The organism is Pseudomonas marginalis, assembly GCF_008692035.1.
Lineage (GTDB): Bacteria > Pseudomonadota > Gammaproteobacteria > Pseudomonadales > Pseudomonadaceae > Aquipseudomonas > Aquipseudomonas marginalis.
Window position 1 is genome coordinate 1,964,694 of record NZ_VTFG01000001.1, and the last position, 20,695, is coordinate 1,985,388.

General features: G+C 58.6%; 35 protein-coding genes. 16 read left to right on the forward strand and 19 right to left on the reverse strand.

All coding sequences use genetic code 11. The features are described 5' to 3' along the window. Positions 1–205: 205 nt before the first annotated feature. From FX984_RS08945 to FX984_RS09025, 17 genes are all read right to left on the reverse strand, one after another. The gene (locus FX984_RS08945; RefSeq protein WP_186511862.1) at positions 206–1,561 is read right to left on the reverse strand and encodes a DUF1073 domain-containing protein; all 1,356 of its coding nucleotides are present in this window, start codon (positions 1,559–1,561) and stop codon (positions 206–208) included. A 34-nt stretch (positions 1,562–1,595) separates the two neighbouring features. After that, the gene (terL, locus tag FX984_RS08950; RefSeq protein ID WP_146476615.1) at positions 1,596–3,146 is read right to left on the reverse strand and encodes a phage terminase large subunit; all 1,551 of its coding nucleotides are present in this window, start codon (positions 3,144–3,146) and stop codon (positions 1,596–1,598) included. After that, positions 3,146–3,793: a hypothetical protein gene (locus FX984_RS08955; protein WP_186511864.1), complete on the reverse strand. Its 648-nt coding sequence runs from the start codon at positions 3,791–3,793 to the stop codon at positions 3,146–3,148. The genes terL and FX984_RS08955 overlap by 1 nt, the downstream gene beginning before the upstream one ends. A 49-nt stretch (positions 3,794–3,842) precedes the next feature. Next, on the reverse strand, positions 3,843–4,076 hold the full coding sequence (locus FX984_RS08960) for a DUF7940 domain-containing protein (RefSeq protein WP_146476616.1): 234 nt from the start codon (positions 4,074–4,076) through the stop codon (positions 3,843–3,845). Positions 4,077–4,289: 213 nt separating this feature from the next. Next, positions 4,290–4,607: a hypothetical protein gene (locus FX984_RS08965; RefSeq protein ID WP_146476617.1), complete on the reverse strand. Its 318-nt coding sequence runs from the start codon at positions 4,605–4,607 to the stop codon at positions 4,290–4,292. A gap of 121 nt (positions 4,608–4,728) precedes the next feature. Further along, entirely contained in the window at positions 4,729–4,941 is a 213-nt protein-coding gene (locus tag FX984_RS08970; RefSeq protein WP_146476618.1) for a hypothetical protein, read from the reverse strand. Between the two features lie 88 nt (positions 4,942–5,029). After that, entirely contained in the window at positions 5,030–5,611 is a 582-nt protein-coding gene (locus FX984_RS08975) for a hypothetical protein (RefSeq protein WP_146476619.1), read from the reverse strand. Then, the gene (locus tag FX984_RS08980) at positions 5,608–6,213 is read right to left on the reverse strand and encodes a recombination protein NinG (protein WP_146476620.1); all 606 of its coding nucleotides are present in this window, start codon (positions 6,211–6,213) and stop codon (positions 5,608–5,610) included. The genes FX984_RS08975 and FX984_RS08980 overlap by 4 nt, the downstream gene beginning before the upstream one ends. Positions 6,214–6,415: 202 nt before the next feature. Continuing rightward, positions 6,416–6,832, reverse strand: a complete 417-nt coding sequence (locus FX984_RS08990; protein ID WP_146476622.1) for a recombination protein NinB — start codon at positions 6,830–6,832, stop codon at positions 6,416–6,418. Beyond that, on the reverse strand, positions 6,829–7,005 hold the full coding sequence (locus FX984_RS32435; protein WP_186511866.1) for a hypothetical protein: 177 nt from the start codon (positions 7,003–7,005) through the stop codon (positions 6,829–6,831). The genes FX984_RS08990 and FX984_RS32435 overlap by 4 nt, the downstream gene beginning before the upstream one ends. Beyond that, complete coding sequence (locus FX984_RS08995; protein ID WP_146476623.1) at positions 7,002–7,661, reverse strand: ead/Ea22-like family protein; 660 nt, start codon at positions 7,659–7,661, stop codon at positions 7,002–7,004. The genes FX984_RS32435 and FX984_RS08995 overlap by 4 nt, the downstream gene beginning before the upstream one ends. Next, on the reverse strand, positions 7,658–8,401 hold the full coding sequence (locus FX984_RS09000; protein WP_146476624.1) for a replication protein P: 744 nt from the start codon (positions 8,399–8,401) through the stop codon (positions 7,658–7,660). The genes FX984_RS08995 and FX984_RS09000 overlap by 4 nt, the downstream gene beginning before the upstream one ends. Continuing rightward, on the reverse strand, positions 8,398–9,150 hold the full coding sequence (locus FX984_RS32690) for a hypothetical protein (RefSeq protein ID WP_146476625.1): 753 nt from the start codon (positions 9,148–9,150) through the stop codon (positions 8,398–8,400). Before FX984_RS32690 ends, FX984_RS09000 begins: the two co-directional genes overlap by 4 nt. Next, positions 9,147–9,956 carry a Rha family transcriptional regulator gene (locus tag FX984_RS09010; RefSeq protein WP_223841614.1) on the reverse strand — a complete coding sequence of 270 codons (810 nt, stop codon included), beginning with the start codon at positions 9,954–9,956 and terminating at the stop codon, positions 9,147–9,149. The genes FX984_RS32690 and FX984_RS09010 overlap by 4 nt, the downstream gene beginning before the upstream one ends. Positions 9,957–10,039: 83 nt before the next feature. Continuing rightward, positions 10,040–10,285, reverse strand: a complete 246-nt coding sequence (locus FX984_RS09015) for a hypothetical protein (RefSeq protein ID WP_146476626.1) — start codon at positions 10,283–10,285, stop codon at positions 10,040–10,042. Positions 10,286–10,304: 19 nt separating this feature from the next. Continuing rightward, positions 10,305–10,499 (reverse strand): hypothetical protein, encoded by a 195-nt coding sequence (locus tag FX984_RS09020; RefSeq protein ID WP_040267807.1) that lies wholly within the window; start codon positions 10,497–10,499, stop codon positions 10,305–10,307. A gap of 35 nt (positions 10,500–10,534) precedes the next feature. Continuing rightward, positions 10,535–10,729, reverse strand: a complete 195-nt coding sequence (locus FX984_RS09025; protein WP_108574088.1) for a Cro/CI family transcriptional regulator — start codon at positions 10,727–10,729, stop codon at positions 10,535–10,537. A 108-nt stretch (positions 10,730–10,837) separates the two neighbouring features. Between FX984_RS09025 and FX984_RS09030 the strand changes: the two genes are divergently transcribed. Continuing rightward, a complete protein-coding gene (locus tag FX984_RS09030) occupies positions 10,838–11,623 on the forward strand; it encodes a LexA family transcriptional regulator (protein WP_146476627.1) in 786 nt (261 codons plus the stop codon). A gap of 43 nt (positions 11,624–11,666) precedes the next feature. Here the strand turns inward: FX984_RS09030 and FX984_RS09035 are convergent, their stop codons facing one another. After that, a complete protein-coding gene (locus tag FX984_RS09035; protein ID WP_108574086.1) occupies positions 11,667–12,008 on the reverse strand; it encodes a hypothetical protein in 342 nt (113 codons plus the stop codon). A gap of 462 nt (positions 12,009–12,470) precedes the next feature. On the opposite strand from FX984_RS09035, the gene FX984_RS09040 reads away from it, so the two are divergent. The 14 genes from FX984_RS09040 (at position 12,471) to FX984_RS09095 (ending at position 19,541) form a co-directional block, all read left to right on the forward strand. Next, positions 12,471–12,662 (forward strand): hypothetical protein, encoded by a 192-nt coding sequence (locus tag FX984_RS09040; protein ID WP_146476628.1) that lies wholly within the window; start codon positions 12,471–12,473, stop codon positions 12,660–12,662. A 61-nt stretch (positions 12,663–12,723) separates the two neighbouring features. Then, a complete protein-coding gene (locus FX984_RS09045; RefSeq protein ID WP_146476629.1) occupies positions 12,724–13,029 on the forward strand; it encodes a hypothetical protein in 306 nt (101 codons plus the stop codon). A gap of 431 nt (positions 13,030–13,460) precedes the next feature. Beyond that, positions 13,461–13,919 (forward strand): hypothetical protein, encoded by a 459-nt coding sequence (locus FX984_RS09050; RefSeq protein WP_146476630.1) that lies wholly within the window; start codon positions 13,461–13,463, stop codon positions 13,917–13,919. Between the two features lie 21 nt (positions 13,920–13,940). After that, the gene (locus FX984_RS32445) at positions 13,941–14,117 is read left to right on the forward strand and encodes a hypothetical protein (RefSeq protein ID WP_186511868.1); all 177 of its coding nucleotides are present in this window, start codon (positions 13,941–13,943) and stop codon (positions 14,115–14,117) included. Positions 14,118–14,136: 19 nt separating this feature from the next. Beyond that, positions 14,137–14,574, forward strand: coding sequence for a hypothetical protein (locus FX984_RS09055; protein WP_146476631.1), 438 nt, complete (start codon positions 14,137–14,139; stop codon positions 14,572–14,574). Next, positions 14,571–14,762, forward strand: coding sequence for a hypothetical protein (locus FX984_RS09060; RefSeq protein WP_146476632.1), 192 nt, complete (start codon positions 14,571–14,573; stop codon positions 14,760–14,762). The genes FX984_RS09055 and FX984_RS09060 overlap by 4 nt, the downstream gene beginning before the upstream one ends. Continuing rightward, positions 14,759–14,908, forward strand: a complete 150-nt coding sequence (locus tag FX984_RS32450; RefSeq protein ID WP_010566434.1) for a hypothetical protein — start codon at positions 14,759–14,761, stop codon at positions 14,906–14,908. The genes FX984_RS09060 and FX984_RS32450 overlap by 4 nt, the downstream gene beginning before the upstream one ends. Beyond that, positions 14,905–15,480 (forward strand): hypothetical protein, encoded by a 576-nt coding sequence (locus FX984_RS09065; RefSeq protein ID WP_146476633.1) that lies wholly within the window; start codon positions 14,905–14,907, stop codon positions 15,478–15,480. The genes FX984_RS32450 and FX984_RS09065 overlap by 4 nt, the downstream gene beginning before the upstream one ends. A 165-nt stretch (positions 15,481–15,645) precedes the next feature. Further along, on the forward strand, positions 15,646–16,755 hold the full coding sequence (locus tag FX984_RS09070; RefSeq protein ID WP_146476634.1) for a hypothetical protein: 1,110 nt from the start codon (positions 15,646–15,648) through the stop codon (positions 16,753–16,755). Between the two features lie 82 nt (positions 16,756–16,837). Beyond that, positions 16,838–17,524, forward strand: coding sequence for an ERF family protein (locus tag FX984_RS09075; RefSeq protein WP_222435070.1), 687 nt, complete (start codon positions 16,838–16,840; stop codon positions 17,522–17,524). A 6-nt stretch (positions 17,525–17,530) separates the two neighbouring features. Next, positions 17,531–18,148, forward strand: coding sequence for a lambda exonuclease family protein (locus tag FX984_RS09080; RefSeq protein WP_146476635.1), 618 nt, complete (start codon positions 17,531–17,533; stop codon positions 18,146–18,148). Further along, positions 18,145–18,693 (forward strand): hypothetical protein, encoded by a 549-nt coding sequence (locus FX984_RS09085; protein ID WP_146476636.1) that lies wholly within the window; start codon positions 18,145–18,147, stop codon positions 18,691–18,693. Before FX984_RS09080 ends, FX984_RS09085 begins: the two co-directional genes overlap by 4 nt. After that, on the forward strand, positions 18,690–19,160 hold the full coding sequence (locus FX984_RS09090) for a hypothetical protein (protein WP_069022787.1): 471 nt from the start codon (positions 18,690–18,692) through the stop codon (positions 19,158–19,160). The genes FX984_RS09085 and FX984_RS09090 overlap by 4 nt, the downstream gene beginning before the upstream one ends. 69 nt (positions 19,161–19,229) lie before the next feature. Further along, positions 19,230–19,541: a hypothetical protein gene (locus FX984_RS09095; protein WP_146476637.1), complete on the forward strand. Its 312-nt coding sequence runs from the start codon at positions 19,230–19,232 to the stop codon at positions 19,539–19,541. Positions 19,542–19,581: 40 nt separating this feature from the next. On the opposite strand, the gene FX984_RS09100 is transcribed toward FX984_RS09095, so the two are convergent. Beyond that, positions 19,582–19,851: a hypothetical protein gene (locus FX984_RS09100; RefSeq protein WP_146476638.1), complete on the reverse strand. Its 270-nt coding sequence runs from the start codon at positions 19,849–19,851 to the stop codon at positions 19,582–19,584. 349 nt (positions 19,852–20,200) lie between these two features. On the opposite strand from FX984_RS09100, the gene FX984_RS09105 reads away from it, so the two are divergent. Next, positions 20,201–20,689, forward strand: a complete 489-nt coding sequence (locus FX984_RS09105; RefSeq protein ID WP_146476639.1) for an HNH endonuclease — start codon at positions 20,201–20,203, stop codon at positions 20,687–20,689. The last annotated feature ends 6 nt before the right edge of the window (positions 20,690–20,695 follow it).

Below are 20,695 nucleotides of genomic sequence, written 5' to 3' on the forward strand. Positions count from 1 at the left end.
CTCTATGCGGCGAACTGGCGCCAAGTTCAGCGCTGCGTCACGGCTATCGGCGCAACCAGAGCAGAAGTAAAAACGGGCTCTTGGCATATGCTCAGTGGTTGTGAGCCACCCCGACTCGCGCCGGAACTCGTCGCCACACTGATGGCACGATACCCACGTGAATATCGGCCATACCCGTACAGCGCGAACAATCATTGGCTTGCGCTTACTCATCGTCATTACCTGTAGGCGGGTCGTTGAACATGGTCAGGTCCTCGTCCTCTTCCAGCGCGGCGATCTTCTCGTCGTCGAACTGGTAGAGCTCTTCGGCCTGTAGTCGGCGCTGGATCTGGCTGGTGGTGACGATGCCGCCGTCCTTGTAGAGCAGGTCGGTCTCTGCCTTGGCCTTGTTGGCGGTGGCGATCTGCACCGCGTCAGGCTGCTTGAACGGGTTCCAGACGTAGTTGAAGTCGTCGAGCCAGCGGCCTGTCGCCGAGCGCACCATCACCTCATCGAGCTGGCGAAGGCCGGGGTCGATCTGCGTCAGGCGTCTCGAGGAAAGGTGGTTGTAGTAGTTGGTGTCGTCGCCCTGACCGTCGTTGCCCAGACCCTTGGCAGACTCGCCGAACAGACGCGTCACTGGGATACCAGCGGCACCGGCGATCCAGGTCATGAGCAGGTCGAGCACCGGCGCCACCCCGGACAAGTCCAGGGTCTTGCGGTCATAGGTCTCTTCGTCGTCCAGCAGCGCCAGGTTGATCGAGGACTTCATCATGCTGAACAGGGCGTAACGCGCCGTGATGGCGTCGTCCTGATCACTGGCCAACTCATCAGAGAGGCCGACACGCTTGATGATGTCGACGTTCGCTTCCTGCATCAGTTCGGCGATGCCGTCCTTGCTGGCTACGATGTCCATCACGTCGTCGAGGCACTTGCGCAGCTCTGAGTCGCCCCAGCCCTGCGTCTGCGCTCGCTGGCGGCGCGGCAGCTTGGCACCGGCGAACCGGGCGAAGTGCGTCCAATGTATCTGCTGGGCACCGGCCGAAATGGTGTAGAACTCCGGCTGCAAGTAGTTGGCGGCCAGGATATTGGTTTGGTTCAGGTCCATCGCCGTCATGTCGAAGCGGTCGATCACCAGCAGGCGGTACAGATCGCCCTTCTTGATCTTCTCCGGCTTTAGCGGCTTGGTCAGGTCCTGGTTGGTCAGCATGAGGATGCCGGCGCCACCATACAGGCGAGCCCAGCTGGTTGCCTCGCTGACCATGGCCGGCAGTTGCAGGCGGTCTTCCTCGGCCCGGATCACGTCCGCGTCGTCGCACTTGAGGGTGCGCCACTCGCGGGTCATGTCCTCGGCCGGGTAGTCCACGATCGCCCGGGCAAGCCAGCTGGTCTGGTATGCAGCGTCCAGCTGCTGAAAATCGTTCAGGAACCCGTATTGGAACTGGTTGTGGGACCGCTTGGCCTTCTGGGTGCCCAGGCCGGACACGACGTTTACCAGTCCATCGCTGGTTTGCTTCGTGCCGGCGTTGTATTCCACCAAGGCCCGACTGAGGGCCTTGCCCAGCTTTTTGTTTGCTGGCACTAAGCCCTTCTTGCTCATGGGGTCACCGATTTGGTTATAGGAGATCGCGGATTGAGCGCTTGCCTTTGATGTAAACCTCGGACAGAGCGTCGATCATCACGTCGGTCTGGTCGTCGTACTTGTGGCTGTCGTCGGCAGTGAACGAGGCGACTTCGCACACGAACTCGTAGTTCTGGCTGTCGTCGTAGGGCAAGCACACCAGCTTTGCAGCATGGAAGCCTTGAACGTCGAGTGCCCGAGTCAGCTTGTCGCGATCCCGAGGAACCGGCGTCACCTTGAGCGGTAGGCGCTTTTCCATCTCCTGGATCAGCCCGGTACCGCTCGATTTGTCCTCGACGTAGACCCGCCGCAGGATGCCGTTGGCCTTCCCGTTCTTGGCCCAGGCGCCTTTGACAAACGCCTCGAACTCACGGCGCAGCGTCTTGGCGTCCATCCGCCCACGCTTCATACCAACCCGGTAGATGCGGCCCTCGGCCACGCCCCACTCCGCGAACACAGTCCAGTCGTTCCAGGTGTTGGTCTTCTGGGCGGTGTCGGCAGTGATGAAGCGGTAGTCGAACTTGTCCGGTAGAGGCAGATCGGCCCCGGCATCCACGTCGCCGTAGTACTGGAAGTCATCAGCCGAGAATATCCCTCCGTCCAGCGTGTCGGGGTCCTGCATGTATTGGCTGCTGAAGGTGTACGGGTGAGCCGTGCGGAGTGCGATCAGGTCGTGAACGCTCTCCTTGGCCGGCCAATACGACCAGTAACCGTCTACCTGCTCCGACCCGCACAAGCTCTTGATGCAGCGCTCGCGGATGCCGTCAGGCAGTGAGTCGATGTATTCCTGATTGACCAGGGCCGGGATCTTGATGTGCAGATCGATCTTCAGGCCCATGCCACCCGACAGCAGGAACGCGGTCGAGTCATCGATGTGGCCGCGCTGCTGGATCGCCACAAACGGCGTGCCGCTGTGCGCCTTCCGGCTGCGCAGGGTGTTCACCAGGCGCGTGTGCGACTTGCGGCGTTTCGCCTCACTGAAGAGGTCGTCGATCTTGTCCCAGTCATCCGCCTGGATGTGGCCGCTGTACTCGTCGCCCATATAGCCGCCGCGAACACCGGTGATCTGGCCGCCACTTGAGCGACTGAACAGTTGGTGTACGCGCTTACCTTCTTTGGCGAGCGTCCAGTCGTCTACCTTGTCCTTCTCGATATCGAAGGGGTAGAACTCGCGGAACTCAGCAGACTTGACCAGGGCGCGGCTGCGCTCGCTGTTCTCATCTACCAGGCTCTTGGAATAGCTGGTGTTGAGGATTCGCACCCGGCGGTGCTTGACCATCGTGTAGACAGGCAGGTGAACAGACCAGAACTCGGTCTTGGTGCCGCCTGGCGGGATGTTCACGACGATGTTCTGCGCGTCACCGGCAAGCATCTTGCGGGCGGCATAGTCGAAGTAGTGGTGGTGCCAGTTCGTCCTGAAGCTGTCGCCCTGTGTGATGTTGAACCACAGGCTGGTGAAGGCCAAAGGGCTATGCTCGCCCGCCGCGACCAAGGCGGAGCGCTCAGCGTGGCTCAGCGCGTCCCACTCGATCGGTTTTATAGCCATCAGTCCACCAGCTTGTTTACCAGGGTGGCGATGAGCGATTGATCAACAGTTACCCGTCCAGATTCGCCAGCGGGCGGCTTATCACCTTCAGCCTCATCAAGATTGAACGCCTGGCGCTCAAGCATAACGAGCGTCTTCAGCGTGTCGGCCAATTCCTTCATGGTCTTGGTTCGATTCGGAAGAGCGCTCATCTTGCTGGCAAGCTTCAGGACATCAGACATCGCGTCGCCGTCTTCGTGGTCGCCATCCTTGAGCTGATCAATCAACTCCCTGATGGTGCCCTGCTCATCCGTCAGCGCCTCTAGCTCATCCAGCAGCTTGTTGGTGAGTCGACGCGACCGACCAATGTCAGCGCGGTGTGCGATCCGGACATCAGCAATGACCTGGGCATTTGCATCAACAATGCCTTTCTCGGTTAACGCTCGTTCCTTGTTAACCTCGCTGTTAACCACCTGGTTGTTAACCAGCGCATCAGCCTTGGCTTTGATCTTCCCTGCAAGGTCGCGCGTCCATCCGTCACGCTTGGCGCGCTTGTGGATGGAGACATGGGACACGGTGCAGGTTGTTGCGATCTCGCGCACTGACAGCACGCCAGCCCTGTAGAGCTGCTCGATGCGCTCCCAGTCGGTGGGTTGCTTGTCGGTCATGTGAATCCCTTCGCGCCACGATTTGGCGCATTCGAAAACGTGGCGCGGATTAACTGGCCGGGTCATCCGGCTTGTCGTCTGTTCGCAGAGCTGGCTGCTGAATCACCCTGACGACTGCAACCCCGATACCGAGGATCATGTTCACCGAGGCGAAGATCAGCGGGTCTACCGCGCCCTGGAAGGCGGACCAGCCAGCGGCGGCCGCATTGAGGGCAACACCGATGATTGCCAGTTGCACACTGGTCATGCGCCAGAACTTTCGCCATTCAGGGATTAGATTCATGGGGTGTCTTCGCTGCCGGTAATTTCTCCAGCCTTTCGGCGTAGAGCTTCCATTCATCGCGACTCTTCCGGGCCTCTCGCAGTTGTCGAGCCAGTCGCTCAGACGGTGCGCAGTTCGAGGCGGTGAGGCCGGATACCGTGTAGGTGATCTGGGGTGGCGGAACATGCTTGGTCGTGCACCCGGCAATCAGGAACATCACGATCAGCAAAATTCTCATTTTGGGCGTCCGTTCTTCACCAGGTCGCGCAGGCTGTCACCTACCTGCTGGATTTGAAACTCTTGCCGTTGCGAGTTGATGCGGAGGGAGTCGACGAACTTGTCGGTCGACTCCCTCGATCGCTCCAACGATTCCACCCTCTGGCCGATCAGGGCCTGATTGGTTTGGTAGGCAGCCAACTGCACCTGGAGCGAACCAAGCGAGCTGACCACATACGCAAAGGCGCCTATAGCGGCAGCCGACAGAACCGTCTGCAGTATCGGCACGGCAACCTTGAACGCCGTGCTATCTGCAATGCGCGACACTTCTGTCATAGGGGGCACCAGGGAATTAAAAGGGCCTCATTAGGGTGAGGCCAAGATGCAGCAAGGAGCACCTGGAATTCAGGCAACAAAAAACCCGGCGCGGTGGCCGGGTTTCGATCTGCATTAGAAATTACTTTTGAACTACAGCCATTCCTTTGTCGCCGATCTGAAGGGCAAGTCGGCTCAGATAGCCATCACCGTAATCGACTCGCCACTTATCTGCCTCATGATCTTCATTAGGCAGAACGACCACAATACCAGTCTCTCCGGTTGGGTGAACAATCTTGTCACCCTCATGGATTTGAGATCCTGCGTAATCTTTCCAAGGCGCTTGAAGTGACATTTTTTATGAAATCCTTGCGAGTTGCCGAAGGCAAAACTCTAACAGTGGCGAAATCATGCCATGAGCCGCACGGGAACGCAATAGGCCCTCATGCGGCCTCGCGCATTTCGTAAATTACCGCCGCTACGGGGCTGAGTGCTCGGCGGTCTAGGTCCTCGCAGCAATCGAAGATCAGCTGCAGTACACCACCCCAATCCCGCTCCCAGTTGCACGACTCGAGCCGGACGCCATGCACCTGCCACAACCACGCCCGGAACTTCTCGGCGTTGGCCAATGGGTCCTCGTTGGCAGACTGCCCGCCCTGGTGCATGTAACGGTAACGACTCATCACCCCCTTCACCACATACTCCAGCTTTTCGCGCTTGGCTGCTGTCATGCGTGGCGACTTGCCGACCACCATCAGGAACACCACCTCTTCCGCAGCCTCGCGAATGTCGTCGCACTGATCAGCGGCGTACATGAAATCACCGAAGACGCGGATCTGCGGGTGCAGCCGGGCGATTGCCGATTGGATATGCCCGGCCAGGGCGCCGTGCACCGCGTGGTTTGCCGTGGGGCCCCGCTCGGTGTTCTGCACCACCACGCCCAGCTGGACAACGTCAGAGGTCTGGCCGGGGGCCGGGTTGTACTTGCAGTCATGCCACGCCTGGCGCGCTGAGTTGATCTTCATGCTGCCTCTCCCCTCTTCAGCTCTTTGGACATTGCTCGGTATTTGGTCTTGATGGCCTTGATCTCTTCCACGGTGTACTTGCATGGCGCGTGCAGCCCCTCAAGCCAGGACACCTTCTCTTCGCCGATGCGCTGCACCAGGCGGATGCGGTACTCCACGGCGTTGCCGGAAAGGTTGCGGTTGCACTTCACGCACTGGCGGTGAATGTTCAGCGGCTCGAAGCGCAGCTCTGGACAGGCGCCGACAGAGCGGTAATGCCCAGCGTCCCAGCGGCTGCCGGTCATCAGGTCGTTGTCGTTGGGCGATGAGTCGCAGCTGATACACGGAAGGTGCGCGTCACGCAGACGCACGTACTCGTTTACCGCGGCCTGGGCTTCGCGCAGATGATCCGCGCGGGACTTAAGCTTCTCCTTGCGCACCTTGATTTCTTTGCGCTCGATATCGGCCAGGGCCTTGCGCGCCTTCGGCTCATGTCGTGGCGCGTCGATCATTGCGCAGGCCGGACTGCACACAGCCTGACCCATCCGCGAAGGGACGAATGAGGCCCTGCACGTAGCAACGCGGCATTTCTTCGGCTTGGCAGGCTTCCGTTCGATGGTCATTGGTACACGCTCCCAGCCTGTCCAGGCGCATTGCTGTCCGTGCATGCCAGATCATGGTCGCTTGCCTTGGGGCAGCGTTTGCAGCCACACACAGGGCACAGAATCATTCTGGTGGATGAGAGCGGCAACCACATGGAGCCGACCTGCTGGCCCAGCTTGTGCTCAGCAATACACCGATGGCATTCGCATTGTTGATGGCTCATCAGTAGCGCCCTCCCCAATTGTCCTTTTGTGTCCAGCGCACCTGGTGCTCGGCGCCGAAGGCGTGAACCCACTCGATCAGCTCGCCGCACTGCTTCACGGTGAGCTTGCTGGTTCGCTCGTAGATGACGTCGAAGCCGTTGCCGTCTACCGCCGGAATCATCTGCGGCTGGTCGCCAGACTCGCGCAGCCAGGCGGCCGTCAGCAGGCGCTTCCAGATCAGGACGTTCCACTTCTTCCCGGCGTGTTCGACCTGGGCGGCGATATCGGCCAGCGCCGCGTGCAGCGCCTTGTTCTGCTCCCCGCTGCGGTCCACTTCGGTGATGGCCAGCTTCTTGGGTTTTGCGAGATCCAGCCCGGCGATGTACCCCATGGCCTTGTTGCGGTCGGATTCGTTACGAATCTGGAGGCTGGTCATTTGCGCATCACCTTTTTCCAAAGCTGAGCCGCCGGATACAGGATCGGGTACGTCAGCGGCAAGGTCACGATCAGCAACGCGGCGCCGAGGTCAGCGAAAGCGAACCCAAGGTCCCGACAGTAGGACGGGAAGCCGGTGAAGGTCTTCTTGTACAGCCTCAGGAATTCCTTCATGACTGCTCTCCCTTGCCCATGGCGGCGTCGATTCGCTCAACCGTGACGCGCCAGTCGCCAATTTCCCTGTCGCCGATAGTTACACCCTCCTCGGTGACTACGCTGCGGCCTGAATTCAGTTCACTAGCAACACTGATCAGGACTCGCGAGCATGCCGACCATATCGCTGCGCCCCCTTCATCAGCTAGGAGCTGATCCCCTGCGTGCTTCACGCTCTTCCATTTTTCCGCATCCTTGCGCAGCGCCTCGATCTCAGCCAATTGCAGGATCTCGCGCTCAGTTGAACGAGCAACCTCCGCCTTGAGTCGTTCGGTTTCGCCGAACAACTGGTCGTTCTCGGCCTTGAGCCGGTCGCGCTCGGCGATCAGGTCTCTGCAGTCCTGACGCAACGAGTTAATAGCCCGCATATGGGCGCCGTCATTCAAACGGGCATTTTCTGCAATTAGTGTCAGGATCGCGGCAGGGTTGGCGGCAGCAATGAATGCCTGATTTGAAAAATTCTGAATGATGTCGTTCGGTCGGCGCGCATACATCGAAACCATACCGATATGGCGGTCTTCAGCATTGATGCTGCCTTCGTGGTGAGAGTTGTCAGCCATCCATGGGCCAGGCGTAGCAGCCTCGGCCAACCGCTTCAGTTCGGTGTAGTCGGTCATGTCCGCTGCTCCTGAGTCTTGTTCTTGCCGAACTTGGCCATCAGCAATTCGCGGGCTGACTTGCCGTCGGCTGGGATGCCTTGCTGGAGGATTCGCGCCTGGGTTTGTTGGTCGGCCAGTTCGTTGGCGAGTTCGAAGGCCGTCTTCTGGCTGTCGTGGCCGATGCCGGTGAGGATCTTGCCGTCCAGCGGCTGGCCTTCCTGGGCGCGGCGTATCACCACGGCGTAGTTGTGGTCGAAGCGCTGACGAAGCCCCTTGTCTTCTTGCTTAGCGGAACGCAAGTCGAAGATTCCGGTCTCGTTGGCCGCAATTCGCACGCCTTCATGGCTGTAGACGCCCATCAATGCCTCCACCCATGCGTCAGCGCTCGCTGGCAAGCCGAACGCTTCAGGTCCAGGCGTGCACCAGCCTATGAACTGGCCGACGCTTGGAGCGAACGGTGAGCCGCTTTTCCGGCACTGCTCGATTCCATAGCGGATCTGCTCCAACGTGCGGATGCCGGCGGCCATGAATCCCATCGTCCAGTTACGCATTGCGGCGGCCTTGGCCTTGTCGTCAGGCCATGCCTGCTTGTGGGCGGGGAAGATGGCCTGCAACTGACGGAACAGGCGCTCAACCACTTCACCGGTGGCGTCATCCACAACGCCCAACTGGGTGCCTGGCTGCGCCGGGGGCTGATAAGGGGCGGCGTTGCCCAGTGCGCGGACGGCGCCCGGGATCATCTGAGTGACTGTTTTCATAGGTCATCACTCGTATCGGTGCGCCACGACTGGTCGTAGAAGTCTGGGCCGTTGCCGACGTGCCTACCGCCCGCCACGACCTTCTCCGGGAACAGACCGGTCCAGCCATTGCTGATGGACTGGTTGATCACTGCGTCAGCGTCGTGGTGGCCTGCCAGGGTCTTGGCTTGCTTGGCACAGGTGGTGGCGGTCAGCGGGCGCTTGATCTCGGCGCGGTGCTGGCACCAGTCCTGCCAGGTCTGCTCGCTGACGCTTTCAGGCTTGGCGGTCACCGGATCAAACTTCACGGCCTTGGTGCGCGAGGGTGCTTTAGCGCCCGAAGGTTTTTCAGTCCTTGCTTGCTGTTTCAGTCCTTGCTCACCTTCAATACTTACTAGTGTCGGATTTGCCGGATACGGTTGAGCCGGAAGCGGTGCAGCCGTATACGGTAAAGCCGGAAGCGGTGATTCAGAGACGACATAGTGGGTTTCACCAAGCAAGCCAGAGCCCAAACGATCCTGTCGGCGCTGAACGTAGCCGGCGGTAATCAGCTCTTGCAGCAGGCCGTAAACGCCGTCACGCCCGGTAGGCTTCGAAGACTTTGAGGTCTCGTTGCGCAGGTGAGTGACGGACACCGCCCAGTGGTCAGGCTTGCCCAGGAGGAACACCAGCAAGCCACGGGCAGCCCAGCTCAGGCGAGCGTCCTCGCTGATTGACTTGCTGAGCATGTAGAAATTCGCCTCAGGTCGAGGCGCACGAATGATGCTCACGCGACACCCCGCATTGCCTTGTCGTGAGTGAACAGGCCGTCCCAGGTCTTCTTCATGGGAAGCTCGCCGGCCAGGTATAGGTCGTACAGGCGTGCGGCTCCCTTCCTCAGCAGGATTGGCGTGTAGGAAATGAAAGGTTCTTTGCCGTGCGGGGTGACTTCGACCTGGTGCTCGGTCATGTACTTATCGCGCGCGTAGGAGCCAACACGGTGCCGGGTGCCGGACTTGCTCTCGTTGTAGAGCCAGCTGCGCGACTCCAGATAATTACCCACCTGCATGACGTTGACCCCATTGAGGCCCTTGCAGAATTGGGTGTGGGTCATGCCTTCCTTGAACAAGTTCTCCATGGAGTGGATCTTGGTCGCCTGCTGCTCGACCTGGGCGGTGAGCATCAAGCGGGCCTTTTCAGACTCCATGGCGATCTGCAGGATCTCGATGGTCGAGAGCGGCTGCGGTTTTGGAGCTTGAGATTCCAGTTCCTGCCAGCGATCTACCAGAGCGGCGGTGAATTCCGGGCTGAGCTGCGCAACCACGACAAAGCTGTCGCGCTTGCAGACAAGGTACTCAGATGCCCGGCGCCCGAGGCTATCGAGGTATTCCCCCATTGGGGGAAGATCAATTACCGGCTTCCCGTTGGAATCAATACGGGCTGCCAGACGCTCGATGGACTGCTTCACTTTGTCGTGTCGAGAGCCGACGAGATCGGCAATCTCGCGCGACGACATTGTCCGCGCCACGTTTTCGGATATAGCAAAACGTGGCGCGGGATTATTCAGGGCCTGTACATCGGTGTTAGAGGTATGCATAATCGGCCTCACAGATTGTTTTGCTGTATGCAGTTAAAGAAGCCAGGCCGCGAACCTGGCTTTTTTGTGCCTGCGATTTGGGTTTATAGATTCGGGTCTTCATCAGGCCCTCCTTTTTCAGGCCCTAATACGGCCTTCAGCGGGTCACGCCTTGTTGTTGGTAGATGCCGGATTTTTCCGGCGCCCCTTGGCCTGGTCTTCTCGAAAAAACGCTCTGCTCCAAGCTCTGCGGCGTATTCGTCAGGCGTCTTGCCTGCTGCTTTCGCCAGTCGTTCAAGCTTTTCGTAGAGGCGCCCATCGATCCCGTGGCAGATCGTGGTTTCAGGCACACAGCCTCCTTCAGGGCCTTCAGGCCTGCATGTGTTTACCGGTAGCATTCGGTTCAACGATGCTTTCCAACTTCTCCTCGACGCACATGCGCACGAACACGGCCAGCTGCAGCTTGTGCAGGCGGGCCACGGCCTTTAACGCTTCGTAGGTTTCATCGTCATAACGGGACTTAATCTCCCGGTCTTTCAGGTGTCGTGTGTCGTCATATGCCATTGGTGAGGCTCCTTTGTTGAATGCATGCAAGGTGGTTAAGCGGCTGTTTTTTGAGACGGGAACGGACGCTGCTCTTGAGCCGACAAACTGCCGTCATCTTCGAGGGTCACGAAAACATCTCGGCCTACACGGATCGCTTTACTAAGTGCGCCCTGGGTGCAGCCGAGCATCTGGGCGGCCTTGGTATGTCCGTGCTCTTTGGCAAATTCGGTGAGTGTGATTCGGCGCATTGCGGCGTCCTCTACGTAGATTTCACCACAAGTATGACCGCCGGTATTGTTCGCAGTCAATACCGGCGATATTGGTTAAGCAAATACCGTGGGTAATACCATCAGCGAATGAAAAAAGACTCCCGACGGCTTCCGTTATCCGAATGGCAGCTGCAAGACAGCGCCCGACTGAAATCCCTGTTCCAGGCCAAGCGCGGGGAGCTCAAGCTCACCCAGGAAAAACTTGCTTCAGAGTTGGGTGACGGTGTCACCCAGGGCGCTGTCAGCCACTTCATGAACGGCCGAACCGCGTTGAGCGTGAATGCGGCGGTTGTATTTGCGAAAGCGCTCGGTGTGCCAGTTTCGGAGATAAGCCCAACGCTGGCGACCCAGATCGAAAAAATGTCTCAGGCGCTTCCTGGGAAATTCGCACAGCAGCCAACTGACGGCCGCACTCCTCCGCGCAGCTTCGATCTGAAGGATGAGCCTGGGTACACTGGGGTCCTACAGTTGACAGCGCGCGGCTCGACGGGAGGCGGAGATGACAATCCGCACGTAGAGATACGCGGCGTCATGGCCTTTAAGTCGGCGTGGCTCCGCGCCAACAACCTCAACCAAAAACACCTGGATGTAATCTACGCCAGCGGTAACAGCATGGAGCCGACGATCAATGATGGCGACGTGCTGCTGGTGGATGAGTCGAGGGTGGATCCGAAGGACGGTCAGATCTTCGCGATGCAGAGCGAATCGAAAGGCACGATCGTGAAGCGCCTGGTGAAGTCTGACTTCGACGGATGGATCATCCGAAGCGACAACCCTGACAAGGCGCGCTATGGCGATGAGACGCTGCGCGACGGGGAGATAAACGAGATCCGCATTATAGGGCGCGTCGTTTGGCGTGGCGGGATGCTATAGAAACAGAAAGGCCCGGACATGCACCGGGCTTCTTATTTGCGGCCTATTCTACTCGCCGAATATCAACACCAGACACATAGTCTGCCGCGCGATGCTTGGCCGCTTCCTCGCAGTTGATAACCCCACCAAGCCCACGAGCTACTTCCCACCCATCTATGTACAGCCTGTTGACCGCGATACTTTTGATTCCTAAAAAAGTCTTTACCGCTTCACCCGGTCTCATCCATCCACGAAAGTCGCCAGCGTTCATGCCGGACTTGAAATCCGTGCATCCTGATGACCATATAAAAGCGGCATCATCGTTGGCGTCCTGCTGCGTGTAGCCGAATGCTAACCCGGGCGCGCCAAGCATCGATAACACACCCACCATCGCAATCCGATTCATTGCTACCTCCACTCGCTGATTGGTCCGATTGTAGCAGCACTTCCCTCTCCATCCAGGCCGCTATTGAGCGGCCTTTTTTACCCCCAATGAAAAATACATGACCGGCGGTATTGACCACATACAATACCGGAGGTATTGTTCACCCATCGCAGCGACTTACCAGGGACTGCGAAGGGCCTCACAGCCCGCCGCTCTTTAACAGCACGGGAACCTCGCAGATCGATCCCCAGCAATGGGCACAGCGCGAGCAATAAATTCGATCTCCACGCCAGCTCTGGAACTGGCCGTGCTCACCAGATGTGAGTACGCGAAACCACGCAAGCCAGCCAGGAAGAACACCGGACACGAAATGTGTGACCTGGCCAAAGAGAGGACTCAGGCGCCGCGCGTGGTGGAGACAAAAGATTTCCTCGATGACCTTGGAGACAGGGTCATCCGGAAAATCAAACGGAGGAATTCACCATGGCTATTCGTAACGACAAAGGTCAGTTCGTCAGTACCCAGCAAGCGCTCGCTGCCGACCTTCAAGGCTTCATTGCTGACTGGACGCACTGGGCCAAGCAAGCGCTGCGCGGAGGTGACAAGGCGGAAGCCGCTCGCTGCATGGCAGAGGTTCGCGACTGCCGCCAGAAGCTGAATGCGCTGCAAGCATGACGGGACTTTTCACTGATGCACCTGACGACGGGTGCATTGGGAAAATCACCGGAGCACGACCATGAACAAAGAAGAGATTTATGACAGCCAGATCAGCCCGCTGATGCTGCAAATCATCGCAATCTGCAAAGCCCAGGGCATCGCAATGTTCGCCAGTTTCAACATCGCTCACGATGGAGAAGGCCCGGATGGCGAAGACTGCTCCAGCCTGACCTGCACCTCTCACCTGCCCGACGGCGATCAAGTTTTCGATGATCGATACAGCAAGTGCGCCGCAACGATTCGACGCGGAGCCTCGCAGTCGACGGTAATGCACATCACCACTCAAAACCCGGACGGCACCAAGACCATGACGGCGGCCATCTGAACAACCAGCGCCACGACAGCCCGTCGTTAACTGCCCGATCCTCTCTATGAGAGCGTATCGGATATAGCTCGGCCCTCTCTGTGATAGCAGGGTGGCCACCTTGTCCTGAGCCTGAGCGGATTTTTTCGCGGCGTAGACGGGCAACACTCGGAGGGATTCGAGCTATATCCGATGCGGAAGCGGTGTTGAAAGCTGGGTTGAACGCTTCGGCGGCCCTGGAGAAACACAGGTTAATAGGGCGCCAGCTTATGCGTGGTTAGCCTCTCCGAGCGGTCGTTCCGAAAGGGCCCGCTCTCGCCGGGATCGCGTCCGGCCTTTCGCATCACCCTTCCCCCACCTCTACCCGTCAGCACTCCCCGGCGCCCATCGGCAAACAGCCGTGCGTGAGTGTTGAGCGAATACAGGTGAACCCAAATGCGACGGAGCAAGCCATGAGCAAGCAGCCAAGCAAGATCCAATACGCCTACCAGTTATTCAAGCCTTCAAGCCTCGATGCCCATTTTGGTGGCGGGTTCAACTCTCGCGTTCAGGGAGTTGAGCTTGCTGATGCCATCGACGGCGCATACAAGGCCGAGCGCATGCAGGGATGGTACAAGGCCGACGAAATGATCCGCGACGGCAAGATCTACTTTATCCATCCGTTCCCGCACGGTCAGTGCAAGCAAACAGGCTTCATCTACGGCGGCACCTGGGCCTGCAATACCTGCCGCACTGACGGATTCCAGAAGCCTTGGTGGGCCATCCGCGTGTTCAAGGATGGAAGTGCGTGGTGCGTGGTAGGTGAAGGGTTTGAAGACCTGCAGTCGTCGTCTAACTACGCATTCGGCGATACCCGCGAAGAAGCACTCAACGCCTACGCCGAACTGATGAAGCAGCCGGTAGCCGCCTAACCCCAAACACTGGAGGTCGCCATGAGCGATTGGAAAAGCTGGAGCCGTGGCGATGGAAGACCCTCCCCAGCGCCGGCGGTTATCGACGTCAAATACCTTGATGGCAAGGAGTTTCACAGAAAGCCCATCGAGAACTGTTACTGGGGCGCAGACAGCCTAATCGAAAGCTGGCGGCCGTCCCCTGCACCCACCGAATAACGCCACCCTGGAGGCGACCATGAACGCAGCATTGAAGATATGCCAAGAGCGTTACGACGCTCAGTTGCCTCCAGAGATCAGCGAGGCGGACCCGGAGCAAGAGTGGCTGGAGCACTCGGCCGAGCAATTGGTGTGCGGCATGGACATCAAATGGAAGCGCCGCTACGGCCAGCCGCAGGTGGTGACGTTCGACCGGTTCTGCACTTACCTGCAAGGCCACCTGAACCAACGCCAGATCGACGGCCTGGACGAGCGCGACTCGCTTGCCCGGCTGTTCCTGTCTTCGATCCTGGGCAGCCAGGCAGATTCGCGCGGCCACGCTGCTGACTTGATCGGGCAGCCCCGCCCCATCGAAGCAGCAGAGCAAATCGCCATGGACCTGCTCAGGCCCTACGCCTCCGACGCGGTAGCAGCAGAGCGGGAAGCGGCAGAAGACGACGTGGATGCGGATCTATGAGCCCTCACATCCTCATCGATGAAGCGCTGGAAGCCCTGGAGCATCCCGCCAGCGAGCCCGGCGCCCAGCGCGTCGTCCTGAACATGATCACCAACATGCTCACCGGAAACGCCATCACCAACGAAGAGTTCGCCAACTACTGCCAGCGCCTCCTGAAAATCACCAGGCAGCGCAAGGAGGCCGCATGAACAGCATGACCTTGGCTTTCACCCACAAGTCCTGGCTTGGCGCCCTGTCGCTGGCCTACGACGCCGGTATCGAAAACGTCCACGCCTGGAGCCGCCGGGCCTGTCTGTGCGGTGAGTGGACTGTCGCTTATGAGGTGAAGGCATGAAGATCGACCTGACCAAAAAGCCGGAAGGCGCCACCCACATCAACCCGCACTCCGGACTTTGGGTTAAGTGCTTCGGAGGCAACTCTGGCAGCTATCAGTTCTTCAAGGATGGCGAGTGGGAAATGGGTTTTGGCTGCATGAGCAATTCCTACCTTGAGATTGTCCAGTCAGACCCCTGGGGTGGCGAAGGATTGCCGCCTGTTGGGACGGTGTGCGAGTTCGCCGGGTTCAATCCCGAGGAAACCATGCCAACGGACCCGCGCGTTGGCGACCAGGTCACGGTGATAGCCCACTTCATGAGTGGTTCTTTTGAGGTAGCTGCTTTCACCTTTCATGCGCCTCCTGAGTTCGAATATTTGCAAGTCTCTCAAGGCGCATGCGGTTGCTTCCGCCCAATCCGCACGCCCGAGCAGATCGCCGAAGAAGCCCGCGTTGCTGAACTGAATCTGATGGTTGGCGCGATCAAGGATTACCCAGGAGGACGACACGGCGTTGATCACCTTACCCAGCTCAGGATTCATGAAGAGGCCTGCATCAATCTGTACGACGCTGGCTGGCGTAAGCAGGTGTAGCCATGACCACCCAACAGCGGCACCGGCGCCGCGCCATCCGCGCTCTGTCGGCCATCGTTGGTCTGACCTTCCTCACCATCGTATTCCTGGGCCCCGCCATCGGTGGCCTGATCACCCAATAACCAACACCTTCAATCGCTGCGAGCATCGCGGCAGGGAGTCACCGTGTCCGCAGAAACTCAACTGGCCGTCGTGCCGCCGAAAGAAACCGCTCTGGCCGTGTTCAGCACCGTTAAAGGCCTGGATCCTTGGCTTGAACAGGTGCGTGCCAAGGTCGACGAATTCAAAAAAGTGCTTCCTGATCTCAAGACCCGCAAAGGCCGGGAGGCTTATGCCTCGATGGCGCACCAGATCGCCAAATCGAAAACGGCACTCGAAGCGGTAGGCAAGGAAATCTCAGCGAAACAAAAGGAGATCCCGAAGCTGATCGACGCCGAACGTAAGCGTGTATGGGACACGCTGGAGTCATGGCAGAAGGAAGTCCGGCAGCCGCTGGATGATTGGCAGGCGGCCGAAGATGCTCGCGTTGCCAAGCACGAGGAAGGAATCCAGCAGATCAAGGACATGGCTCTGTTCGGCGCAACACCTCCGGCGTCCGTAGTCGCCCGTGTGATCGACGACCTCGAAGCTATCGAAATCAACGATGCCTGGGAGGAGTTCCTGGCTGAAGCCGCCCAGGCGAAGGACCAGACCCTGGCGAAGTTGCGCGCCCTGCACGCCGAGCGCACCCAGTACGAGGCCGAACAGGCCGAACTGACTCGCCTGCGCCTGGAGAAGGAAGCCCGCGACAAGAAGGACAACGAGGATCGCATCGCCCGCGAAGCAGCCGAGGAAGCAACACGCAAGGCCGAGGCAAAGGCCCAGCAGGACCGCGAAGCCGAAGCACAGCGCGTCCGTGATGAACAGGCGGCCGCCGAGAAGCGCGAAAACGACCTGAAATTGCAGGCAGCCGAGTCGGAGCGCCGCGCCGAACAGGCAAAACGTGAAAAGGTCGAGGCAGAGCAGAAGGCCGAGCGCGACCGCCTGCAAGGCATCGAAGACCAGAAGCGGGCTGTTGAGCAGGCCCGCCTGGACGAGAAGGCCCGCGCCGATGCGGCAGCAGACGAAATCCTTCGCCAGCAGCAGGAACGGCAGGCTGACGTAGCGCACAAGTCGAAAATCCTGGGCGAAGCCAAGCAGGCTTTGATCGGCATGAACATCAGCGAAGAGCTAGCCAAGGCCATCGTCCTGAAGATCGCCCGCGGCGAAGTGCCGAACGTATCCATTCAATTCTGAGGTTTTGAAAATGTCCCAAGATATCGTTATGCCTCCAGAGCGGCAGCAATCTATCGCTGTTCACCAAGATCAAGAGGTAAGCATGCTGGCTACTATCAGCAGGCTTGCGCTTGACCCGCGCTGCGACATGGAAAAACTCGAACGCCTGATGGCTCTCCAGGAGCGCATGGAAGCCAAGAGCGCCCTGGAGGCATTCAACGCTGCATTCGCTGAGATGCAGTGCGAGATGCCTTCGGTAGAGAAACGCACCCAGAACACGCACACAAAGAAGATGTACGCCGATCTGGACGACATCAACTATGCAGTGAGGCCGGTCATGGCCAAGTTTGGCTTTGGCGTTTCCTTCAAGGTAAAGAACAACGACGGCGCCGTAAAAATAATCGGGATTTTGATGCACAAGGCCGGTCACCGAGAAGAGACCGAGATGATTTTGCCATTGGACAAGGGCGCCCAGCGCAGCGCTGTGCAGGAAGTTGGATCAACGACTACCTACGGCAAGCGCTACGTGATGTGCGCGCTGCTGAACATCACCAGCGGCGACGATAACGATAACGACGGCTACAAGGATCAGGGCGAGCAAATGATCACCCCGGCGCAGGCCAAGCAGGTGCAATCCCTGCTCGACAAGTGCAGCACTGCCGTGCACGCCAACTTTGAAAAGATGTACGGCGACCCAGGCCAGATTGCAAAGTCAGCGTTTGACGGCGTGGTGGCGGGGCTAAACAACTCAATCTCGAAAGCGGCCAAGGCCGCGCAGCAAGCGGGGTAATTGACCATGCAGATCATCACAGAAGTTGAGCAGGGCTCGCCTGAGTGGCTGGCTCTGCGCCTGGGTATCGTCACTTGCTCTGAGCTGGAGTGCTTGCTTACAAATGGCAAGGGTGAGGCTGGCTTCGGTGTTGGCGCCTTCAGCTACATGAACACGCTGATCGGCGAGCGCATCACCGGCGAGGCTGCTGACCCATTCATGGGAAACCGGCACACCGAGCGCGGCCACGAACTGGAAGGTGTCGCCCGCAAGCTCTACGAGCAGCGTGAGGAAGTCGAAACCAAACAGGTGGCGATCATCCTCAACCACGGCGCCGGCTATTCGCCTGACTCGCTTGTCGGTCCTGCGGGCCTGACGGAAATCAAAACCAAACTTCCGAAATTCCAGGTCGAAGTGATCCTGTCGGGCGAGATCCCCAAAGAACACGTCGCCCAGTGCCAGGGCGGACTATGGGTATCGGAACGCGAGTGGATCGACTTCGTTTGCTACTGGCCAGGTATGCCGATGTTCGTCAAGCGCGCCTACCGGGATGAAGCAATGATCCGCAAGATCACCGAACGTGTTAAGACCTTCTACGAAATCCTCGACGACCGCATGAACCAAGTATTGGGGATCGCAGCATGATCAGCATCCTTCAGAACGAAGTAGAGCGCCTGCGTGGCGCATCCAACGAACTGGCAATGCAACGCGAAGCCTTCTTGAACAGCGGAGGGACTATCCAGGTACTCGAGGGGGTTACTTTCAGGCCGCCACCAGTAAGGCATGAGCCGCCACCAAGACTGAAAGGCGAGCCGGTCAAGAACCACAAAAGCAGATCATCCTTCTACTACGACAAATTTAATGAGCGAATGAAGTTCGTCTCAATGGTCAGGGAAATGGCGAAGACGATGACCATTGACCAGGCCATGGAAGCTACGGGGCGCTCCGAATCAACAATGTGTCGGGCGGCTTTTGAAGGTGACTTCTCGTTCCAGAGAAGACGTATTGACTGCGAAAAAGACCGGAAGCTGATTGAGCGCCTATCCGCGCTACGGGATGTTGGATTGTCCCGCCGCATGGCATGCATTCAAGTCGAAATATCTGCAAACCTTCTGCGTCGGCTGGAAAAGGACTACGGGTTTTCCTATCCAAAACGCTGGACCAAGCCGAAGGTCTCGGAGGGATTATGAGCAAACGAAAACCTCACAACCTCCAGGCGCGTATCGCTCGGTCGTGCCGGTCGTTGCTGGCATCCAACCACGTCGCTGTGGTCAACATCGATCCCAGCGGCCGCCAGGGCATGATCAATTACAAGTCGCTGAAGAATATCGCGCCGGGGAAGATTGGCCAGGCCGTCTGCGGTATCCCCCACCGCTGGACCATCTACCTGAGCGCGCTTTGCATCGACGCCCGCGGTGACCGCTACAGCAAGTCAGTGGAGGTGGCGCCCGATGGCGTTTACCTCTCCGACCACCTGGAAGACGTGATTGAGCATTGCTACAAGAAGCTGCGCGACGAGGCCAATCAAAGCCAGATGGTGGCGTCGGGATGGATCGCAATACCCGAAGCGATATCGCTGGACGAGGCGCACGCCGCACGGATCTTCGAAGCGGTCGGTGCTTGGCGCCAGGTTAAGGTCGATTCATGCGCCGCATAGCCCGCACCCAGCAACGCAAACGTCAAACCTGGCTCGCACTGCCGGCCAGCGGAATAGAAGAGGTAGGCCATGGCTGCCGCGCAGAAAGAACGATCAGCAAAGACTGCAGCGAGGCGAAAGACTCGCGGCGAGGAAGAATTGCGACTCCACACCATGGCCGGCACCCGCCGGGCCTTGGCTGATCTGATGGCCTGGAATGGCATCGAGGAACAGGGCGAGGCCATGACGCTGATGATTCACCACCTGCACGGCCTGGGCCCAGCAGGGTCGGCGCAGTTCCTCTCACCGCCGCGACACGAATACGTGATACCCGAAAACGTATCGGCAAAATTGCTGCTCGCCTACAACCGCGAAGCTCTTCGCATCTGCCACGACGAATAACCCACCCTACTCGCTGCATCCGGTAACCGGAGGGTGGTTTCTAGTCGGGAAGAAACATTGATATACCCTGGGTAAAAGCGGCAATAGATGCGACGCCGGCAGCCCACGCATTCCAAAATGATTGCTTCTTCAATGTTTCGTGAACGTTGGATCCAGTCGCAGTGTCATTCAGCGCAAACGAACTCATGCCATCGCTTTCAACTCGTTTGCCTGATTTGACTTTTACGACCGCGGAATAGAACCAGAGACCTGCGGAGACTATCGCCACCGTCGCGGAAAACATCTGCAAGCACTGCTTCATACAGTTCATTTTTGAGCTCCTTGATCCGGCTCCATGCCGGTAACCCGTAATACCCCATATCAACGAATCACGCCAGCCGCCAGCGCCCTATCGCCTTCCGTTCGTATTGGGAATAAAGCTACCAAAGAAAAATACAGCCGCAGGCCCTATGAGCCAAGCGGCGGTCGTTCCCGGACTGACAATAGGCACAGCGATAGCAATTGCAAACAGGCCTATTCCTGCCCACAGCCGCCTACGCGGCGTGAACCATTCGCGGAACGCTTCAAGCTTTTTACCCGCCATTACCACCTCCTTGTTTGATAAGCAGCAAAGCATATCACCCACTTAAAAGAATCACGCCAGCCGGCGAGGCGAAGCCATGCCTATTACCCCGGAATATCTGAAGTCGATCCTCGCCTACTCCCCTGAGACTGGTGTGTTCACTTGGTTGGTGAGCAGAAGCCGAACACCCGCGGGTTCGATAGCTGGGAGCTTGGTTTCCAGTGGTTATCTGACGGTGATGATCGACAGGAAGCGGCACAACCTGCACCGACTCGCATTCGTCTACATGCTCGGCCAGGACCCGCCAGAGTTCGTAGATCACATCAACGGCCAAAAGACTGACAACCGATGGATCAACCTCCGCCCGGCGAGCCCAGTGGAAAACGCCAGAAACCAAAAGCGCAGTTGCAAAAACTCCAGCGGAATCTCCGGTGTCTCGTGGGATTCGCGAGGCCTATGGCGATCCTTCGGATACCTGGCAGGCAAACAAATAACCCTGGGCCGCTACTCATCAAAGTTTGATGCAGCGGCCGCCAGAAAATCCTTCGAAAACAGTCTCAGCTATCACGAAAATCACGGGAGATAAGCCCCT

What these genes read in the sequence shown, in the direction of transcription:
- terL (WP_146476615.1), bottom strand. Translation starts at nt 3,146, where the DNA reads ATGGCTATAAAACCGATCGAGTGGGACGCGCTGAGCCACGCTGAGCGC.
- FX984_RS08955 (WP_186511864.1), bottom strand. Translation starts at nt 3,793, where the DNA reads ATGACCGACAAGCAACCCACCGACTGGGAGCGCATCGAGCAGCTCTAC.
- FX984_RS08960 (WP_146476616.1), bottom strand. Translation starts at nt 4,076, where the DNA reads ATGAATCTAATCCCTGAATGGCGAAAGTTCTGGCGCATGACCAGTGTG.
- FX984_RS08965 (WP_146476617.1), bottom strand. Translation starts at nt 4,607, where the DNA reads ATGACAGAAGTGTCGCGCATTGCAGATAGCACGGCGTTCAAGGTTGCC.
- FX984_RS08970 (WP_146476618.1), bottom strand. Translation starts at nt 4,941, where the DNA reads ATGTCACTTCAAGCGCCTTGGAAAGATTACGCAGGATCTCAAATCCAT.
- FX984_RS08975 (WP_146476619.1), bottom strand. Translation starts at nt 5,611, where the DNA reads ATGAAGATCAACTCAGCGCGCCAGGCGTGGCATGACTGCAAGTACAAC.
- FX984_RS08980 (WP_146476620.1), bottom strand. Translation starts at nt 6,213, where the DNA reads ATGACCATCGAACGGAAGCCTGCCAAGCCGAAGAAATGCCGCGTTGCT.
- FX984_RS08990 (WP_146476622.1), bottom strand. Translation starts at nt 6,832, where the DNA reads ATGACCAGCCTCCAGATTCGTAACGAATCCGACCGCAACAAGGCCATG.
- FX984_RS32435 (WP_186511866.1), bottom strand. Translation starts at nt 7,005, where the DNA reads ATGAAGGAATTCCTGAGGCTGTACAAGAAGACCTTCACCGGCTTCCCG.
- FX984_RS08995 (WP_146476623.1), bottom strand. Translation starts at nt 7,661, where the DNA reads ATGACCGACTACACCGAACTGAAGCGGTTGGCCGAGGCTGCTACGCCT.
- FX984_RS09000 (WP_146476624.1), bottom strand. Translation starts at nt 8,401, where the DNA reads ATGAAAACAGTCACTCAGATGATCCCGGGCGCCGTCCGCGCACTGGGC.
- FX984_RS09010 (WP_223841614.1), bottom strand. Translation starts at nt 9,956, where the DNA reads ATGCATACCTCTAACACCGATGTACAGGCCCTGAATAATCCCGCGCCA.
- FX984_RS09020 (WP_040267807.1), bottom strand. Translation starts at nt 10,499, where the DNA reads ATGGCATATGACGACACACGACACCTGAAAGACCGGGAGATTAAGTCC.
- FX984_RS09025 (WP_108574088.1), bottom strand. Translation starts at nt 10,729, where the DNA reads ATGCGCCGAATCACACTCACCGAATTTGCCAAAGAGCACGGACATACC.
- FX984_RS09030 (WP_146476627.1), top strand. Translation starts at nt 10,838, where the DNA reads ATGAAAAAAGACTCCCGACGGCTTCCGTTATCCGAATGGCAGCTGCAA.
- FX984_RS09035 (WP_108574086.1), bottom strand. Translation starts at nt 12,008, where the DNA reads ATGAATCGGATTGCGATGGTGGGTGTGTTATCGATGCTTGGCGCGCCC.
- FX984_RS09040 (WP_146476628.1), top strand. Translation starts at nt 12,471, where the DNA reads ATGGCTATTCGTAACGACAAAGGTCAGTTCGTCAGTACCCAGCAAGCG.
- FX984_RS09045 (WP_146476629.1), top strand. Translation starts at nt 12,724, where the DNA reads ATGAACAAAGAAGAGATTTATGACAGCCAGATCAGCCCGCTGATGCTG.
- FX984_RS09050 (WP_146476630.1), top strand. Translation starts at nt 13,461, where the DNA reads ATGAGCAAGCAGCCAAGCAAGATCCAATACGCCTACCAGTTATTCAAG.
- FX984_RS32445 (WP_186511868.1), top strand. Translation starts at nt 13,941, where the DNA reads ATGAGCGATTGGAAAAGCTGGAGCCGTGGCGATGGAAGACCCTCCCCA.
- FX984_RS09055 (WP_146476631.1), top strand. Translation starts at nt 14,137, where the DNA reads ATGAACGCAGCATTGAAGATATGCCAAGAGCGTTACGACGCTCAGTTG.
- FX984_RS09060 (WP_146476632.1), top strand. Translation starts at nt 14,571, where the DNA reads ATGAGCCCTCACATCCTCATCGATGAAGCGCTGGAAGCCCTGGAGCAT.
- FX984_RS32450 (WP_010566434.1), top strand. Translation starts at nt 14,759, where the DNA reads ATGAACAGCATGACCTTGGCTTTCACCCACAAGTCCTGGCTTGGCGCC.
- FX984_RS09065 (WP_146476633.1), top strand. Translation starts at nt 14,905, where the DNA reads ATGAAGATCGACCTGACCAAAAAGCCGGAAGGCGCCACCCACATCAAC.
- FX984_RS09075 (WP_222435070.1), top strand. Translation starts at nt 16,838, where the DNA reads ATGCTGGCTACTATCAGCAGGCTTGCGCTTGACCCGCGCTGCGACATG.
- FX984_RS09080 (WP_146476635.1), top strand. Translation starts at nt 17,531, where the DNA reads ATGCAGATCATCACAGAAGTTGAGCAGGGCTCGCCTGAGTGGCTGGCT.
- FX984_RS09085 (WP_146476636.1), top strand. Translation starts at nt 18,145, where the DNA reads ATGATCAGCATCCTTCAGAACGAAGTAGAGCGCCTGCGTGGCGCATCC.
- FX984_RS09090 (WP_069022787.1), top strand. Translation starts at nt 18,690, where the DNA reads ATGAGCAAACGAAAACCTCACAACCTCCAGGCGCGTATCGCTCGGTCG.
- FX984_RS09095 (WP_146476637.1), top strand. Translation starts at nt 19,230, where the DNA reads ATGGCTGCCGCGCAGAAAGAACGATCAGCAAAGACTGCAGCGAGGCGA.
- FX984_RS09100 (WP_146476638.1), bottom strand. Translation starts at nt 19,851, where the DNA reads ATGAACTGTATGAAGCAGTGCTTGCAGATGTTTTCCGCGACGGTGGCG.
- FX984_RS09105 (WP_146476639.1), top strand. Translation starts at nt 20,201, where the DNA reads ATGCCTATTACCCCGGAATATCTGAAGTCGATCCTCGCCTACTCCCCT.